The sequence below is a fragment of the Paenibacillus sp. JNUCC 34 genome, assembly GCF_058269055.1.
In genome coordinates this window covers 4691648-4708537 of the sequence record NZ_CM177770.1, presented here as the reverse complement: position 1 = coordinate 4708537, position 16890 = coordinate 4691648, and the positions used below count along the sequence as shown (strand labels likewise).

At 47.8% G+C, this 16890-nt stretch carries 9 protein-coding genes; 5 read left to right on the top strand and 4 right to left on the bottom strand.

Annotated elements, in window-relative coordinates; all coding sequences use genetic code 11:
- Positions 1-463: 463 nt before the first annotated feature.
- Together chrA and chrB are read right to left on the bottom strand one after the other, a co-directional pair.
- On the bottom strand, positions 464-1003 hold the full coding sequence (gene chrA / locus AC2TF5_RS22050; RefSeq protein ID WP_491299264.1) for a chromate efflux transporter ChrA: 540 nt from the start codon (positions 1001-1003) through the stop codon (positions 464-466).
- Complete coding sequence (chrB, locus tag AC2TF5_RS22045; protein ID WP_491299263.1) at positions 1003-1596, bottom strand: chromate efflux transporter ChrB; 594 nt, start codon at positions 1594-1596, stop codon at positions 1003-1005. The genes chrA and chrB overlap by 1 nt, the downstream gene beginning before the upstream one ends.
- Before the next feature lie 366 nt (positions 1597-1962).
- Here chrB and AC2TF5_RS22040 point away from each other — a divergent pair, with 366 nt between their 5' ends.
- On the top strand, positions 1963-5766 hold the full coding sequence (locus AC2TF5_RS22040; RefSeq protein ID WP_491299262.1) for a family 10 glycosylhydrolase: 3804 nt from the start codon (positions 1963-1965) through the stop codon (positions 5764-5766).
- Positions 5767-5869: 103 nt separating this feature from the next.
- Here AC2TF5_RS22040 and AC2TF5_RS22035 read toward each other — a convergent pair whose 3' ends face one another.
- Both AC2TF5_RS22035 and AC2TF5_RS22030 read right to left on the bottom strand, forming a co-directional pair.
- Positions 5870-7606 carry a PH domain-containing protein gene (locus AC2TF5_RS22035; protein WP_491299261.1) on the bottom strand — a complete coding sequence of 579 codons (1737 nt, stop codon included), beginning with the start codon at positions 7604-7606 and terminating at the stop codon, positions 5870-5872.
- Positions 7599-8084 (bottom strand): PH domain-containing protein, encoded by a 486-nt coding sequence (locus AC2TF5_RS22030; RefSeq protein ID WP_491299260.1) that lies wholly within the window; start codon positions 8082-8084, stop codon positions 7599-7601. Before AC2TF5_RS22030 ends, AC2TF5_RS22035 begins: the two co-directional genes overlap by 8 nt.
- Before the next feature lie 205 nt (positions 8085-8289).
- Here AC2TF5_RS22030 and AC2TF5_RS22025 point away from each other — a divergent pair, with 205 nt between their 5' ends.
- The 4 genes from AC2TF5_RS22025 (at position 8290) to AC2TF5_RS22010 (ending at position 16854) form a co-directional block, all read left to right on the top strand.
- Positions 8290-9231, top strand: a complete 942-nt coding sequence (locus AC2TF5_RS22025) for a helix-turn-helix transcriptional regulator (RefSeq protein ID WP_491299259.1) — start codon at positions 8290-8292, stop codon at positions 9229-9231.
- 66 nt (positions 9232-9297) lie between these two features.
- Positions 9298-9780, top strand: a complete 483-nt coding sequence (locus tag AC2TF5_RS22020) for a GyrI-like domain-containing protein (RefSeq protein ID WP_491299258.1) — start codon at positions 9298-9300, stop codon at positions 9778-9780.
- A 298-nt stretch (positions 9781-10078) separates the two neighbouring features.
- Positions 10079-10285, top strand: a complete 207-nt coding sequence (locus AC2TF5_RS22015) for a hypothetical protein (RefSeq protein WP_491299257.1) — start codon at positions 10079-10081, stop codon at positions 10283-10285.
- 464 nt (positions 10286-10749) lie between these two features.
- Positions 10750-16854 (top strand): phosphodiester glycosidase family protein, encoded by a 6105-nt coding sequence (locus tag AC2TF5_RS22010; RefSeq protein ID WP_491299256.1) that lies wholly within the window; start codon positions 10750-10752, stop codon positions 16852-16854.
- Positions 16855-16890 lie beyond the last annotated feature (36 nt).

Here is a 16890-nt window from a genome sequence, read left to right as displayed (position 1 = left end):
TCTATTGTTCATAACCTTAAACCCTGTGCTTCTTCCGGCGTGAGGTGTAATGGTGAGGTGCAACATGTTGATGGACATCCGTCTGCCGCTACGTTAACATACTATTCTTGCGGAACTTGAGGACTGGCGTTCCACTATTTCTCCATTTCTGACTTTTTGGGTGTGTATGCGCACAGGAGATACGCTATTATCCGTAACCCAATGATTTCAGGGGGTTCACGGCAAATAACGGAACCTCAGTCCGCGAGTATCGCAATAAACAGCTGATTTTCACAAATAACGGATTCTCTGTCCGCCAATGTGTGTTTGTGTGTACATTTTCTGTACCTCTGCCTAGTGCCTGTATTTGTTCGAAACGTGTACAGCTCCCAGCGTGCGATGCGGCGCTGCATGCTGGTGGTGTAACGCTACATGGCGGAGGTAGAAAATAAGAAATAGTAAATTATCCTCCCTCTACGGTACCTCACACCATATGGGACAATACAAATCCACCGTAAGCAAAGGCCGCAAGAATGACCAGGGCGGGATGGATCTTACGTACATTCATGGCCCAGAAGGCCACGGCAGCGATGCCTAGAGTCTGTATAGCGCCAACGGAGACGATAGAGCTTTTGCCCATCTGCCAGGTCAGCGTGAGCATCATGATGGCTATGACAGGCTGCACGAGCAGGGTCATCCCTTTAACGACCGATGATGACCGGTACTTCTGGAGCAGCTTCAGAAGTAGTATGAGAGCTATTGCTGACGGTACTACGGTTGCTGTTAGAGCGGAAGCCATGCCGACCCAGCCGGATACGCCGTATCCGACAAAAGCGGCGATTTTGGTGGCAATCGGTCCCGGTAGGGCATTTCCTAAGGCGAGCATGTTGGAGAACTCCAGATCGCTTAGCCAGCCGCGGCGGATAACAACCTCCTCATACATAAGCGGGATAGAAGCGGGGCCGCCTCCGTAGCCAAGGACATTGGCGACAAAAAAACTGATGAACAGTTCAATCCATTCCATTATTCAGCCCCCTCCTTTTCCCGTCTTTCCTTCTTCATCTTGCCTACGACTTTAAAATGCACCGCACCATACATAAGGAACAGGACAATGACGATGGCGGGATGGATTTGGATGGTCTCGAGCAGAGCGAATGACAGTGCGAAAAAGCCGATACCTGCGTATATACCGAGTCCCTTTACAGCCTTTTCACCAAATTCATAAGCCATTGTGCCGAGCATAACAGCAATAACGGGAGTAACGCCAGCGATCATGCCGGCTATAATTTTGGAGGTGCTCAAATATTGCACCGCCGATAGCAGGGCAATCATAGCGATACAGGTTGGAAGGATATGGGCTAAAATGGCCACAACGGCGCCTAGACTCTTTTTTTGCTGATAACCCAAATAGGCAGCCATCTTGGTTGCGATCGGTCCCGGCAGCGCATTGGCCAGTGCAAGTACCTCTCCGAATTCGTCGTTGCTTAGCCATTTATAACGTGTAACGGCCTCATGACGGATTAACGGGATGACCGAGGGACCTCCTCCATAACCGAGAATGCCTGTGCGAAACATCGCGATGGTAAGTTGTAAGTAAGTATTGCCGGTTTTACTCAAGGTAAGGATCCTTTCTCCGGTTTGGTCTGTGTTTACGTATGTAAGTATAAATATATAGAGGTTATCATATGTTTTCAACGAAATTGGTCAATGGCATTAATTCATATCTCCCTACAGAATGCTTTTTATCCGTCTCTTATGCCACTAATCTCAAAATTCCTGCATAAAAAAACAAAATAAAATTTTAAAAAACTATTGATATTCGAAATAAAATTTCAATATGATAAGGGTGCATCTTATTTATTGGCTTCGTGAATTCACACAAACCTAAAAAGGAGGTGGGGAAATCTTCTCTGTTAGGCTGAATCTAAAGAAGTTCAGCAGTGAAGCGGCACTCATTATATTATTTAGGGAGTGAATTAATGAATGTTAAGTAAACGAAAATTCAGGCGTAGCAGAACGGTTATATGCTGGACGATGGCGGTTCTCATGACGCTCAGTACGACCCTATCGGGATGGGGGAGCATGATTCCAGAAGTTTCAGCAGAGGCTGTAACTGAAATAACGACAGATGTCCCAGTTGATTCATCTAGGGAGGATTCAACAGATGTCCCAACGGATGTCCCAGCAGATTCATCAGGAGAAGATTCAACAGATATCCCGACAGATATTCCAGCGGATTCATCTACGGAGAATCCATCAGATGTCCCCACAGACACCCCAACAGAAACACAAGTTGATCCATTGTATCTGACTTCTGCCGAGCCGGCAGCAGTGAATCCCTCATCCGAGGTCATCGAGGAGTTTGAGAATCTTTCGTATATACAAGCCTCAGCTGTTCGGGCAACAGCCGATCTGGGTCTGGTAAGCAGGCCGGAAACGATTTTTTATGGCCATCACGCGGCGAAATTATCTTACGATTTTACAGGTACGACTGGAACTTCCGCGGCATACATCAACTTTAAGGACCCAGACGGAAGTGTGGGCAGAACCTTTACCGGAAATCCCAAAAGCATGGGGCTTTGGGTGTACGGAGATGGTGGCAATCACTGGCTGCGGGCACAGGTTCAAGGAGCAGATGGTGTAAAAACAGCTCTTGATCTCACCACATCGACAGGATTAAGTTGGACTGGATGGAAATACATCACATTTAGTGTTCCTGCCTCAATATCCACTCCTTTGAAACTCACTCAAATTTACGTTACGGAACTGAAAGATACGAACAAAAACAAGGGTGAACTCTACTTTGATCGTCTGACAGCTCTGTACAGTGATTCCAAGGCATATGCCCTAGACATCACCGGACTGACCCCGATGCAGACGGGCGAATCCCAGCGAGCAGTATTTTATGCGACATATGCGAATATGACCGAACCTGCTTTGGTGACAGAAGGAGTAAAACTGAGCAGCAGCGATGAAAACATTGCCACAGTGACAGGGGCTACATATGACACTGTTGAGGCAGTGGCACCAGGCGAAGTTACGATTACAGCACAATATGGTGGTGCGCCTCCTGCAACGTTTAACTTAAAGGTAACTGACGAAGAGGTTGTCCCACAGAAATTAGAATTGTCTGGACCGGTACATTTGGAAACCAGCGTTACTGGAAAAATGAAAGCGCATGCAATTTATGACGGGTATGATAATCCGCTTCCGCTTGCGGATGGTGTAAGCTTTATTTGCAGTCATCCCGATATTGTCAGCGTGAATGATGAAGGGCATCTTACAGCCTTGTCCCAAGGTTCAGCGGTTATTACCGTATCCTACAAGGGGGTATCCGTTGAACATCCGATCACGGTGGAGAAGCCTGTACCTGTTTTGAAGAGTATTGAACTTCGCGGCTTGACGGCTGTAAACATCGGGGACTCCTTTGATACCGTTGCGATGGCATCTTATACGTGGATGGATGAGCCTGTAGAATTGAATGAAGGAGTAATGTACAGCAGCAGTAACCCGGAAGTCGCTTCTATAGATGAGAACGGGAAGGTGACGGGATTGAAGGTCGGGGCATCGAGAATAACTGCCACACACGGCGGAAAAACAAGCTCACTGTACATCACCGTTAATCAGTCAAAGGCCATGCCGAAGGCTGAGATGAGAGCGGCTTGGATAGCGACAGTGGAGAACATCGATTGGCCTGTAAAAGGTGCTGATCCCGCAGCTCAAAAGCAGCAGTATATTGATCTGCTCGATCAGCTGGAGTCTGCAGGTATGAACGCGGTGATTATGCAGATCAAGCCGACAGCTGATGCCTTCTATCCGTCAAAGTACGGCCCATGGTCGGCATGGCTCACAGGCGTGCAGGGCAAGGATCCGGGCTATAATCCGTTGGAATTTTTAATCGAGGAAACCCATAAACGGAACATGGAATTCCATGCGTGGTTCAATCCTTATCGTGTAAGTATGAATGAAAATATAAACGAACTGATCGAGGATCATCCGGCAAGACTGCACCCGGAATGGGTTGAAGCCTATGGCGGCAAACTCCTCTTTAACCCAGGTATCCCGGAGGCACAGAAGTTTATCCTTGACGGGGTCATGGAAGTTGTAGAGAACTACGATATTGATGCGGTCCACTTCGACGACTACTTCTATCCGTATCCTGTATCAGGTAAGGACTTTCCTGATGACGATACGTTTACTGAGTACGGCAAAGGATTCTCGAATAAGGAAGATTGGCGCAGAAATAATGTGAATCAGTTCGTGAAGAACGTCAGCGAAGCGATTAAAGCCAAGAAAAGTCATGTGAAGTTTGGCATTAGTCCATTTGGCATTTGGAAGAACAAGAGTGCTAGCGCCCCGGATGGATCTGAGACGAATGGACTCAGCAGCTATGATGCTATTTACGCTGATTCTAAAAAGTGGGTTGATGAAGAGTGGATCGATTATATTACTCCTCAAATCTACTGGTATAGAGGCTACGGGCCAGCGGCCTACGATAAGCTAATTGAGTGGTGGAGCGACGTTACCGCAGGCAAGAATGTCCAGTTGTACAGCGGTCAGGCCGTTTATCGGGTCGGCTCGGTAGATAACTGGCTTGATCCGGAGGAAATGCCAAACCAGATTAAGTACAACCGGAACTTTGATCAGGTTGCTGGAAGCATGTACTTTAGCGCGAAATGGTTTGCAGAGAACCCTCTGGGATTTACAGACCGCCTCCGCGAAGATTTGTACCGTTACCCGGCCTTGGTTCCGACCATGCCATGGTTAGATAACAAAGCCCCATCAGCACCAGTAGGCCTAACAGCGCATAATGACCAGAAGGGCGTAAAGCTGAATTGGAGATCCAAGGACGATGAAGCTTATTATGCGATTTACCGTTTCTTGGACAAAGAAACCATTGATATTCAGAATCCGGCAAAAATGTTGAAGACATTACGCAAACAGGAAGGCTCTGTCCAATCGTTCGTTGATACAACGGTAGTTGAAAATAGTAAGTATACCTATGTCGTTACCGCCGTTGATCGACTTCACAACGAGAGTAAAGAGAGTGGACCTGCTACGGTTCATGTCAAAAAAGGCGGTACTCCTACGGATCCTAATCCGCCGGTGACACCACCAGTCACACCACCAGTGACACCGCCCGTAACGCCTACTAAACCGGTCACACCACCGGTGACGCCACCTGTAACACCTACAGAACCGGTTAAACCGCCAGTTGAACCAACGAAACCTCCGGCGTTCAAGGATGCAGACCAAATTGCTTCCTGGGCGAAGGAAGCGATTGAGGAATTAACGACAAGAGGCATATTGAAGGGCTTTGGTGATAATACCTTCAAGCCGCTCAAGCCGGTAACACGTGCCGAGTTTTTAGCTATGCTGGTCCGTGCTTTTGAGCTGACGGGAGGAAGTGTACCTGCGACCATGAAGGATGTTAAGTCATCCGATTGGTACTACGACATCATAGCAGCCGCCATGAAGGCTGGTCTTGCTCAGGGAGTAGGCGGCGGGAAGTTTGAACCGAATCGTCCGATTACCCGTGAAGAGATGGCAATCATGAGTGCCAACGCCTTGAACCTGGTGAACAAAAAGACAGCTGACAAGGTAGAGGAGACTCTTTCGAAATTCAAAGACAAGGAGAAAATTGCTCCATACGCGAAGTCTGCCATAGCCCTGCTTACCCAAGAGGGAATTATAAACGGAACGGGTAATGACCGCTTTACGCCAAAAGGTATCGCGAACCGTGCACAGGCAGCCGTTATTATCTGGAACCTGCTCAATGCCCAATAACGAATAACCGAAGTACGCTATGAAGAAAGAGCGTTAAGTCGATTAGAATCATAAAAATCAAAAGGTACCTGCGCTAAGCAGGTACCTTTTATTGTAGATAATGTCATAGAGGATTCGATTCGGAGGCAGATATTTCGGTATAGTGGGTGCCTTTCGGGCGGCGGAACCATTCCCATACCGCTTCAACAGCAGATTGTTCCAAGCTGTATATTTTGCCATCATACTGGCTGGAGATGAGGCTCACCTCGAACGACCGAAGGTTAATCCGGCGCTGTCTACGGGTACCTGATACCTTCAGGCTGATGACCTGTGGACGGCGGATATATTGGGTAGTGCGAGTGATCAATCGAGACCGTATCGTTAGCTGCTTGCCTCGTAGAGCGATGCCTGCATCCTTGTACGTTAGAACTGCCCACAGGATTCCGATCGGAAACAACAGGAGTGACCATAATCCGGGTGTCTTGAAATACCAGATGAATCCTGTGCACGCAGCCGTTGTAAGAAGAACTTCCAAACGCATGTACAACCACAGCGCTCTCAGAGGAGGGACGGTATCCACGGTATCCGCGGTGTACTGCGGAACAATTCGCTCCAGCAGTGCCGCAATATCTTTCATCGGAATCAGTGGATGAAGCATAAGGTTTTTATCTGATTCCGAAGTGAGAACGTGGAGCTTCACTTCGCCATAACCGAAAGGCTGCCGCAGCAGTCCTTCCTTCACGGATACAGCTTGTACCCGCTGAGGAGAGAAGAACATCTGCTTGCGTTCCAGCAGGCCACATGTAACGGCGATCTGTTTTCCTACACGCTCCACCGTAAATCCAGCATACTTGATCGTATATAGCACGGCGGATAAGAGCCAGGCCAGGACGAGGGCAAGGGCAATGAGAGCCACCCATCCACCGGGAAGAAAATGTCCTGCTTCCTGATATAGTTTGGTATACAGATTTTTGGGAAGGATGTCGTCTGCCAAGGAGAATACACCTGCAGCAAAGGCTAAAGCAAGCGATAAGTTAAGTGACGTGAGTGCCGCTAGCATCAGACGGCCTGCTGATAGTTGTAGAAGTACGGTACGTTCCTCTGGAACACCCGAAGACTCCGGAATCATTGCAGAGTTAGAAGATCTCGCTGCATTCACTTCTTCGGTTTCCCCGGCAGTATTAGCGCAGGTTGCATTTCTGCTGATCTCAAACTCTGTCCGTGTGTTCTCGGGGTTCTCTTCGTTTACTGTGACAAGAGTAGCTGTAGAATTGCTGTTACTAGCACCGTCATTCGCTGTAGTTCCAATTACATCGCTATTCTGCCATGTGGTGTGGTCCGGTACAACGTTTGCATCCCCATCAGCGTGACCCTCTTCGGTTCGGTTCTGAGCTGCTCCGGCCGCTGTACGCTCTCTAAGCCAGCGTTGAAGACGTTCTGCTTCTGCGCCGGAGATAGCAGGAAGCTTGCCGCCATCATCGGTCTTCCCTGGTGTATCAATCTTCACCTGCGTCAAACCGAGAATTCGCTGCAGCAGCGGCTGCTCCATGTTCATGGAGTGTATACGTCCGGTGTAAATAGAAAGCTCCTCCCGGAAGAATACGCCGCGCCGAATGACGATTTTGTTATCCTCCAGCACATATACCAAGCGTCTCCATTGGAGCCATCCGTAAATGATCAGCAGCAGAACGACTGCCGTGATACCGGCTGCAATCCAATACGCCTGCGTGGACTTAAGTGACCCACCATTTATCATTTTTAAGCCAAACAAAATAATAAGAGGAATAAAAGACTTAATACTGCCGGCAAGTGGGAACAGGATGTACAGCTTGTGAAGGCGTTTTTCCACCGGTTCATTCATCGTGTTCCACCACTTTCGCAAGCTCTCCGATCTGTTGTTTCAATCTTTCCGCTTCGTCCGATTCCAGAGCCATGATGATGTGCGTCTTAGCGGCTGTTACGACCTTCACTTCAGCCAATCCGTATTTTCGCAGCAGCGGGCCTCTCTCCAGCTCGACATGCTGGACGCGTGTCATAGGTACGATGGTGTCTGTGAGCCATATCCAGCCGGAGCGGAGCTCAAGTTCTTCCTCGGATACTTTGAAGCCGAATGTCCGGTAGGACAGTACCGGAGTGACCCATGTGAACCAAATGAGTGTGAACATAAACAGCCCCAGCCCGATCCATCCCGGGATGAGTGTCCAATCTTTTAATTGGGCTATAATGATGTACGCGATAGACACCGCGATCAGTACGGCATTACACAAAAATCCGGCAATACGCTCAGTCCTGATTGAATCGGGATGACAGCGGCGCATGGAAGCAAGCCGATCATTCATTTGTATTTCCCCCCCTTATGTAACAAGCATTGATGTCTGTGTCTCTAGCGGTTTCCGACCTCAATTATGTTTCAATCAATTTTACCATGAAATCATAAATACCGACTGAAGAGTACTTTAATATTTGTTTAACGCAATCCGTAAGTGTTTAGCTGGAATTAAGATATAATTGAACCATGTAGAGGATGAAAGGCTGGATTAACTTATGAAAATAGACCGCTTACTGGCGATTACAGTACTGCTGCTTAATCGTGGCCGGGTCAGCGCCAAGGAACTGTCTGAACGGTTTGAGGTTTCCAGCAAAACCATTTACCGGGACATGGACACATTAAATCAAGCGGGAATTCCTATTGTTGCTCATCAGGGGATCTCGGGCGGCTTTGAGATTATGGAACAGTTCATGATCGACAGGCACTGGTTATCGATTGAAGAGATGAGCTCGCTCGTTACGGCTGTTAAAGGTATTAACTGTGCTCTGGAGGATAAAGAGACGGACGCTCTGCTGCAAAAAGTGAAAAGCCTCCTGCAGAAAGCACAGCGGGGATACGCACAAGATAAATGCGAAGACAGACTGATCATGGATATGAACCCATGGGGCCAGCGGAACGGAATAAAAGAGACGATGCAGCTGCTTAAACAGGCTGTTGATGAGAGACGCAGAACCGCTATTGAATATATCTCCTCGGGCGGGAGAAGTCAGAACAGAATCATAGAGCCGGTCTCTTTGATTTTGAAAAGCTCGATCTGGTATGTACACGCCTATTGCACGTTACGGAAGGATTTCAGAGTCTTTCGATTATCCCGCATTCAGCATGCGGCGTTGACGGAGGAAAGGTTTGAGCCTCTTGAGGCTCCGGTAATAGAGGAATTTCAGTGGGATACGTCCTGGTCGGATATCCCCGAGGAATCCTTGGTGCTGACGTTTAAGAGTGAAGCAAGGCAGCGGATAGCCGATGTATTCCATCCGGATGAGGTGACCATGCTGCCGAGTGGAGCGTTTCGGGTCGAGGTTGTTCGGAAGCCGGACGACTGGTTTTACGGCATGATTTTAAGCTTTGGAGACCAGGTGAAGGTAGAAAGTCCGGACTTTGTAGCTGAGGAAGTTGTGCGGCGGGCACAACAAATTATGGGGCAGTATTTGAACTGAGACAGACAGATGTCCACTTTTCCTTGTTAGAATGAGGTCATATTTAGATGGAAAAGAGGATGACAAATGAAAGTAGAACGTATAAGTAAGCCTGCAGTACAGTTGATCGGGGTGGCCGCAAGAACGTCTAACCAGGCGGAAGCGGGACCTGAAGGGAAAATTTCAGGGCTTTGGGGAAGCTTTTTTCAAACCGGGATCATGCAGCAGCCTGGAATAAAGCCAGATAAAATTTATGGATTATACACAGATTACGCCAGCGATGTGAATGGAGAATATACGGTCGTGCTTGGATGTGAATCTGCTGGAGGAAATGCATCCGGTTCTGGGGATAACTTCACGAAAGTTGATATTCCGGCATCAGACTATTTGGTGTTTACAACCAAACAGGGACCGATAGGGTCTGTGGTGATAGAAGCATGGCAGGAAATATGGGCGTATTTTCAAAATAGTACCGAAACCAGAACATATACAGGGGACTTCGAGCTGTATGATGCGGTACAATTTGATCCTTCAAATGCGGTCGCGAAGATTTATATCGCTGTGTCCTAGAGTGAACCAGAGCTATTTTTATGATATTTCACTAAAAGAGGTTGTTCAAAAAGTCCGCTTTTGATCACGAAGTGAATCGGGATGTGTGCTCGGCATCGAATCTTGAATTCAGCCGGTCCTTCCGGTGCTCACGTACCCAAAACGTACGCTCCGCTCCTCAGTCCCTAGCTTCTTCCAACCTTCTCGGTGCTGAAAACCGACCTTTTTGAACACGAACTAAAAGGGAAAATTTTGAAGGACTATATATTGGTGATGGAGAATTCTACATACACATACTTTATGGAATGGAGTGTATGTAATGGCCAGGAAAATGAGAAATACCCAAATGCCGTCAAAATATGAACTCCCGCCGGCAGAGGACACCAAGCTCAGACATAGGATTGTAGAGAAAGCGGTTGAGCTAGTGTTCATCGGGTTTATTATTTTCTGGCTGGTCACTTTAATAAAAGCCATATGGAGCACAACGATTGTGATACTTAAGTTGAACGGAGTTATAGGCGAATAATCAATCAGGAAATTCGGGGGATCCCATAGGTCTAAGACCTTTTGGGACCCTCTTTTTCAATTATTGTTGTTCTTAGATCTGACAGTGCTTCGGTCAGCTGGGGATATTGGAATCGGAAGCCACGCTCTTCGGCTACACAAATCTTATAAATCGAGCTATTTAGACATTTTTTTTATTAATCAGGTTCAAAAGTCATGCAATGGGGCCCATTGTCCCGGCAATCTAGTGAAATATCTGGTAAGAAAGATGCTTTTAATAGAGAGGACAGGTTCTTTATAGTAAGTAATGTAAACGCTTTAATAGCTGGGGTAGCGGCAATTGATTTCTATTAACACAGCTTTAACATAGCTTTAACACAGAGAGGGGGTAGAGTTTACAAGGCATCGATATACTGTCCTAAGGTAACTCGTCGTTGAAGTCACCTGTGAGACAGATTTTTTTACTAGAATGGAGGTCATTATGGAATGGTAGGTAGCAAGCAGAAACAGATCATATCTTCTTTACTCAGCGGTGTGATGCTGCTGTCTCTTCTAATGCCCGCGCGGCAAGTCATGGCGGAGGAAGTGTCTCCGACGACCGGAATCATTTTGGATCAGAGGGAAATGGAGATTGGGCCGGGAGCGACATACACATGGCAGAATATGCAGATGGAACGGGGATTGGAGAAAGTTCATTCTGTGGAGTTTAATCCGAAAAATTCAGCTCTTGAGCTTCAGCCTGGTAAGACCAGCGGAAAGATTTACGGCATGCAAGAGGTTAGCAAAATGGCCTCGGATGCAGATAGCGTTGGGAATCGTGTTATCGCTGCTGTGAACGGGGATTTTTACGATATGTCGAATGGTTTGCCATTAGGTCTCTTTATGGGAGATAGCGAGTTGCTCAATAGTCCGCCGGACGATTGGTTTGCATTCGGTATAAAAAAAGACGGAACGACGCTGTATGGGCCAAGTCCTAAGCTGACACGAAGTCTGAACATTGCCGGAAAGGACACGACGATTACAGCGATCAATCGGCTGCGGAGTACAGATGCACTGGTTCTCTATACGCCTTCGTTTCACTCTTCGACGATGACGAATGTTTTGGGTGATGAGGTCGTATTGGATATTACTTCGGGAGAAGTTAAGAGCGGACAAACCTTAAGTTTGAAAGTATCTGATATACATAAGGATAGAGGTAATACACCGATCACTGACGGTCAAGTTATTTTGTCGGCGTCAGGAAAGCATCGTGAAGTATTGGCGGGGCTAAAAATCGGCGATGAGGTATCTGTCTCCTTGGAACTCGAACCAGAGTGGAAGGATGTTACGATGGCGATCGGCGGGAGTGCCGTGTTAATCGATGACGGTGTTGTGCAGAACAGCAGCGATACTGCTGTAGCCCCTCGAACCGCTATTGGAACTAAAGCGGATGGCTCAGTTATCATGCTTGTCATTGATGGACGACAGCCCGGATTCAGTGAAGGAGTAACGCTGAATGAACTCGGCCAGATGATGAAAGATATGGGAGTCGTTAACGCCCTGAATCTTGATGGTGGAGGCTCGGCGACATTTGTTGCCCGTATGCCGGGAGAACCGGTACGCGAAATGCTAAACTCCCCTTCAGACGGCAGTGAGAGAAAGACGGCTAATGGGATATTGCTCGTGAACAAAGCTCCGGAAGGAGCCGCGGATAAGCTGGTGGTGAAGCCGCAGACAGAGCGGGTGCTGGCTGGTTCCAGAGCTGAGTTTAAAGCAGCAGCTGTCGATGCCAATATTCATCCAGCACGGTTATCCGGTAAGGTGGCATGGAGTGTTGATCCGACTCTGGGAACCGTGGATGAAGCTGGAATCTTTACAGCCGGATCTACTGCGGTTACAGCTGAAATAAAGGCTATGTCCGGAAGTTTGAGCGGAACGGGTACCGTGGAAGTCGTGGATGAACTGACAGAGCTGAGCTTTGGTGATGTCGTGAAGAGCTTTGCTCCTGGAAAGACGGAAACGCTGAAAGTAACAGCTCTTCGCAACGGCCAAGTTATTCGGGCTGATAACAGCCAGCTGAAATGGCGAACAGAGGGAGAGATCGGATCGATCGACGAGAAAGGAACGTTTACCGCAACAAGCGAGTCAGAGAAGACCGGGAAGATTATCGTAAGTTACAAAGGCGTTGAAGCCTCTGTTGATGTGAACATTGGACTTCCGCCGGTTGTTCTGGAGGATTTCGAGAATGGATTAGATCGTTATCATGAGAGTGCTGGTGCACAGTATAAATCAGTCAAAGCAAGCATTGAGACTAATGAGGATCTGGTGCGGTTCGGAAACAGCTCTCTTAAGCTGGAATATGATTTTACGGGTACAACCGGAACGTCAGGAGCTTATCTGCAAACCAAGAGCGCGGACCAAAATATTGTCATTCCCGGTTATCCGGAAAAAATAGGCATGTGGGTATATGGAGATGGTAAGAAGCACTGGCTTCGTGCACAATTGCGGGACATCAAAGGGATTATTTCGCTTGATTTTGTAGATCAAAGCGTCGGTGTGGACTTCGAAGGGTGGAAGTACCTGGAGGCAGATGTGCCCAAGGGAAGGCTGATGCCTTTGACGATGGACATGCCCGTACGATACATGGAAACATCGGCTGCCAAAAAGGATGCGGGTGTCATTTATGTAGATCAGATCCGTGCGCTTTACGGGCCGAACCAAGATGATATGGACCCTCCGGTGTTGAAGGATTTATCTCCTGCGGAAGGAACGACAATTAATACGAATCAGCCGAAAATCTCCATTACGGCGGAGGATGCCGGCTATGACCCGGAGAAGCACCCAGGTACTACATTGATTGATCCGGAGAAAATTCGGTTCTATCTGGATGGAAAGCTGGTCGAACATACCCTGTATCCGCCAAAAGGTCAGATTCATTATACACCTGACACGCCTTTGGCTGATGGTGTTCACCAGGTTAAGGTGTCGGTAAGGGATCTTTCAGGCAATCAAAGCATCAAAGTATGGACTTTTAATGTGGATACTGATGCTGCCAAGCTGGTGTACAGCACACCGAAGGACATTTACGCTGGCGGTACTTATACTTTGGATTTATCGGCAGTAAAGCCGTCAGATATCCGTAAAGGCGAAATTGAATTGGCTTACGATCCGGCAAAATTGGAAAATCTGAAGCTTATTGTAGGAGACAATTTGGATGATTCCAAGCTTCAAGCTGACATCAACAGTGAAGCGGGCCGCATGGTTCTCAAGTTGAACGATATCGATTCGGCTGGCTTAACGGATAAGGACTTGATTGGACAAATTCAATACGATGTCAAAAAAGATGCTGTGGGCACTCATACATTTGAATTCATATCCGGATCGGTTTCCTTTGTCAGCTCAGGAGACGTTAGCTACCCATTCTTCGGACTTCCTCAGGTTGCGGAGATTCATACGCATCTGACGCTGGAGTGGAATGAACATGGGCATGTTGAAGGATATGAAACGGTCTTCCAAGTTAAGGATGAGAGTGGCGCGTCTGTAGAAGGAGCGCAGATTACGGCAGACGGTCAGGTTATCGGTACAACGGATGCGAGCGGAATGCTAAAAGACAGCACGCTGACTTCGTCGGTCAAGATTTACCAGCTACAGGCTGTTAAGGGAACCTTCTATAGCCCGGTAGTGGCATTTACGGTATCGAAGTTGTCCGGGAGCGAAACGCCTTACAATATCAACGTAAATATGGGGGAAGATCCGACCCGCGCGAGAGGTTTTGCGTGGCATACCCACCCAAGTGTAGATCAGACTGTTGTGGAGTTTGTGAAGAAGTCGGAGTTTACAGGCTTTGATGGGCCGAATGTGAAGCAAACCAGCGGAGAGAATTACCTCTTTAATACGCTGGATGTTGGAACGATTCGGGTGCATAAAACTACCGTTAACGATTTGGAGCCTGGAACCACTTATGTTTACCGTGTTGGAGACGGCAAAGGGCATTACGGTCCGCAGGGTTCATTCCAGACGGCGGAGACGGCAGGGGATGAACTGAAATTTTTGTATTTTGCCGATTCTCAAGGAAGTAGTGAGGCCGATTTTAAGCTATGGGGAAATACAGTTCAGAAGGCTGTTCAAGAGTATCCGAATGCGGAGTTTATCGTTCAAGCCGGAGACATGGTGGAGAAGGGATTCAATGAAAAAGAATGGAATCTCTGGTTCAAAGAAGCACAAGAGGCTTTCTTGAATACAACTCTCATTGGAGCGATCGGGAATCATGAGGTGATGGGCTCCAGAGGCAACGATGATTTCCTGGCTCATTTCAACCAACCGGGTAACGGTGTGTCGAGCCTCAAGGGTACCAATTTCTCCTTTGACTACAAAGATGCTCATTTCATGGTGCTTAACAGTGAGTATCAGTACGAAGAACAGAAGCTGTGGCTGGAGCAAGATCTGGCGAACACGACAAAGAAATGGAAAATCGCGATTTTCCACCGCGGTCCTTACGGCAGTATTTATGATACAGCGGAAGTCAGAAATCTATGGGCGCCTGTTTTGGAAGAAAACAAGGTTGATCTGGTACTGAATGGACATGATCATATTTATTTACGGACACATCTCATGAAAGGCAAACAAGTATCCGAAGATGGTGAAGGCACAACTTACGTTATCGCAGGTTCCTCGGGACCTAAATTCTATTCGCTGACAGCAAGAGATTGGCAAAAAGTGACCGATGAAGAGAAGACTCAAATGTATGCTTCGGTTGAAATTTCGGGCAATGATCTGAAAATGGTAACGAAGACCGTGGGCGGACGTGTTGTGGATGAGTTCATCTTATCCAAAAATACCGCACTGCCAGAATCTATCGAAATTGAGCAGCAGGATGTGAAGCTTGCGGTGGGTGAGAGCAAGCCTTTAACCGTTAAGGTTAAGCCCGATAATGCAGCAGACAAGACGGTTACATGGTCTGTGTACAGTTCTGAACCGGAACAGGTTGTTACTGTTACTGCTGATGGACTTGTTACGGCAAAAGGGCTTGGCACGGCAGTCGTGCGGGCTGCCAGTAACGCTGTACCGGAGTTGTATGCAGACACAACTATCACCGTAGACAGAATTCCGGATGGCGTCATGGAATCATTGTCTCTGCAAGGAAAGTCATCACTTAAGACAGGTGATCAAGATCAAACCGTGACGGAGGCCGTATATGCTGACGGTACCCGAATCCGCCTGCTGGAAGGTGTTGTGTATGATAGCAGCGCTCCAAACGTCGCATCGATCGATGATCAAGGATTGGTACGAGCATTAACGGAAGGAACGACGGTCATTTCTGCAACCTATGGAGAATACAGTGCCAAATATGATCTGACCGTTCAAGCGTCTGGCAATCCAGGAGAAGGCAACGGCGGTGAGCCGGGAGGAAATCCTGGTAGCGGTAGTGGTGATGGTTCAAGCGGACCGGTACAGCCACCAACTGAGCCTAAGCCGACCCCAGATAATGGTACGATTAAAGTGAGTTCTGCTGAACTTGCAGCTATGGTGGCTAAAGGGGAAGTGGTTTTCAATACAAAGGCTAATCTTGAAGAGCTGTTGCTGCCAGGTAATGCTGCAGCGTTGGTGAAAGATAAGTCTGTGACGGTGAACGCAGGTAATCTGACACTTACGATTCCTGCTAATGTACTCCGCTCCCTGAGCGAACTTGTCCCAGCTGACCAACTGGACAGTAGTACGATTAAGCTAAGTGCCAAGACAATAACCGGACAGGATGCTCTCCGCTTGATAGCAGAGGCAGCCAGTAAATCAGGTGCCAAGATTGTTGCTGCCAGTGATCTGCTGACCTTCGGTTTGAGCATCACGACAAAGGATGGTAAGACAAGCGAACTCTCAAGCTTCGTTAAGCCGATCACACTTATTCTTCCTGTTACGGGTAATGTTGACCGTAAGATGACCGGTATTTACTACATGGCAAAAGACGGTAATCTGGAATACATCGGCGGCACATGGCAGGAAAATAAGCTGAAAGCAGAGATTCATCATTTCAGCACTTATGCTGCCCTTCAGTTCAATAAGATCTTTACAGATGTTCCAGCGGATCATTGGGCTTCCAGCGTCATTCAGCAATTGGCAGCCAAGCAGTTGATTAAAGGAATCAATCATTATCAATTTGCACCTGGAAAACAGGTAACACGTGCAGAGTTTGCAGCGATGCTGGTTCGTGCGCTGGGTCTGAAGGAAGAAGGAAACTCCCATTTCACTGATGTTTCTTCTGAGTCATGGTATGCAGGAGCTGTATCTGCTGCGGCGAAGGCTGGCATCGTTACAGGCATCAACAGCAAAGAATTTGCTCCTGACGCTTCCATCAAGCGCCAAGAAATGGCTGCTATGATTGTAAGAGCGTATCGATCCATGGCTTTCCTACAAGGCTCCCAGGGTGAAAAGACTCACTTCACCGATGTGAAGACCTCACCGATCTGGGTTCAGGAAGTAGTCCAATCGGCATATGAGCTTGGGTTGGTAAAGGGCCTCTCTAGCAGTGCATTTAAGCCGCTAGGTTTGACGACACGTGCGGAAAGCGCACAGGTCATCTACAACCTGCTGAGCAAGATGCCGAGATATGCGAGGTAAGCTGGGGCAGTAAGGAAAACAGCCTTCATCCAAAAT

Bases quoted from the DNA above. Each gene is read 5' to 3' on its own strand.
- chrA (WP_491299264.1), bottom strand. From the start codon at position 1,003: ATGGAATGGATTGAACTGTTCATCAGTTTTTTTGTCGCCAATGTCCTT.
- AC2TF5_RS22040 (WP_491299262.1), top strand. From the start codon at position 1,963: ATGTTAAGTAAACGAAAATTCAGGCGTAGCAGAACGGTTATATGCTGG.
- AC2TF5_RS22035 (WP_491299261.1), bottom strand. From the start codon at position 7,606: ATGAATGAACCGGTGGAAAAACGCCTTCACAAGCTGTACATCCTGTTC.
- AC2TF5_RS22030 (WP_491299260.1), bottom strand. From the start codon at position 8,084: ATGAATGATCGGCTTGCTTCCATGCGCCGCTGTCATCCCGATTCAATC.
- AC2TF5_RS22025 (WP_491299259.1), top strand. From the start codon at position 8,290: ATGAAAATAGACCGCTTACTGGCGATTACAGTACTGCTGCTTAATCGT.
- AC2TF5_RS22020 (WP_491299258.1), top strand. From the start codon at position 9,298: ATGAAAGTAGAACGTATAAGTAAGCCTGCAGTACAGTTGATCGGGGTG.
- AC2TF5_RS22015 (WP_491299257.1), top strand. From the start codon at position 10,079: ATGGCCAGGAAAATGAGAAATACCCAAATGCCGTCAAAATATGAACTC.
- AC2TF5_RS22010 (WP_491299256.1), top strand. From the start codon at position 10,750: ATGGTAGGTAGCAAGCAGAAACAGATCATATCTTCTTTACTCAGCGGT.